The following is a 1,257-nucleotide window of genomic DNA, read 5'->3' as shown; positions in this document are numbered from 1 at the left end:
TGCAGTGGTCTAATTTCCCCGGACACCTCGATAAGTGGAAAATACATTTATCGAGGAGTTTTTCATGACCAGAAAACGCAACAGGTTTGATGACAGCTACAAACTGGAAGTCGTGAAGATGGTCAGGGATCAGGGCCTGACCGTTCCGCAGGTTTGCCAGGACCAGAATCTCGGTGAGACGGCCGTGCGACGGTGGATCCGCCAATACGACGCTGAACAGTTGGGCCAGGCCGGGATAGGAAACCCGCTGACGGCTGAGCAGCAGCGCATTCGGCAGCTGGAGCAGGAAAACCGGCAGCTCAAGACGGACAACGACATCTTAAAAAAGGCTACCGCCTTCTTTGCCCGCGAACTGAAGTGACGTATCGCTTGGTTCGGCAACTGCAACAGAAGGCTTATTCGGTGGCGCATGTCTGTCGTTTGCTGAACGTCAGTCGATCGGGGTTTTACGAAGCCCAGAACCGTGCACAAAGGCCTGCTCGGCTCAGTTGCCCCGTTGTCGTGCAGCTCAAGGCAGCGTTTGCCGCGAGCGACGGCTGCTCCGGCAGCCGCCCATTAACTAAGGCTCTGCGGGCCAAGGGCATGAAAATAGGCCTCTATAAAGTCCGCCGACTGATGCGAGCCAACGGTTTGCGCTCGGCGTGGAAACCCAAGTTTGTGCATACGACCGACAGCAAGCATGACCTGCCAATCGCCGAGAATGTGTTGAACCGTCAGTTTGAGCCGCAGGCTATGAATACCGCTTGGGTCGCCGACATTACCTACATCCGAACGCGCAGCGGCTGGCTCTACCTGGCCGTCGTGTTGGACTTGTTCTCACGCAAGGTGGTGGGTTGGGCGATGGCCCCCAACATGCCTGCAGAGCTGGTGTGCAGCGCGATGCAGATGGCCGTCGCGCAGCGTCAACCTCCACCTGGCCTGATCGCCCACTCCGATCGCGGCAGCCAATATGCGAGCACAATCTACAGAGCGTTGCTGGCCAGACACAGCATGCAGCAAAGCATGAGCCGTAAAGGTAACTGCTGGGATAATGCGGTGATGGAACGCTTCTTCCTGAGCCTGAAAATGGAGCGGGTATGGCGGCGGAATTACGCTAACCATGGCGAAGCGATACGCGACATCACTCAATACATCGTTGGGTATTACAACAACGAGCGGCTGCACTCGAAACTGGGGTACCTGCCACCGACCGTTTACGAACGGACGATGGCGTCGAAACCACCTATCGAGGTGTCCGGAATTAGTTGACCACTACAG

General features: G+C 56.6%; 1 protein-coding gene. It reads left to right on the top strand.

The genetic code is table 11. The features are described 5' to 3' along the window. Positions 1–64 precede the first annotated feature (64 nt). Positions 65–1,248 (top strand): IS3 family transposase gene (locus ACYAR8_RS22830; protein WP_463581139.1). Its coding sequence is split into 2 segments (ribosomal slippage): positions 65–329 and positions 329–1,248, totalling 1,185 coding nucleotides; the frame shifts between segments, so codons are not numbered across the junction. Positions 1,249–1,257 lie beyond the last annotated feature (9 nt).

This window comes from Pseudomonas sp. HP_01, assembly GCF_055284355.1.
The sequence above is the reverse complement of the archived record's forward strand: the minus strand, read 5'-3'. Positions and strand labels throughout refer to the sequence as shown.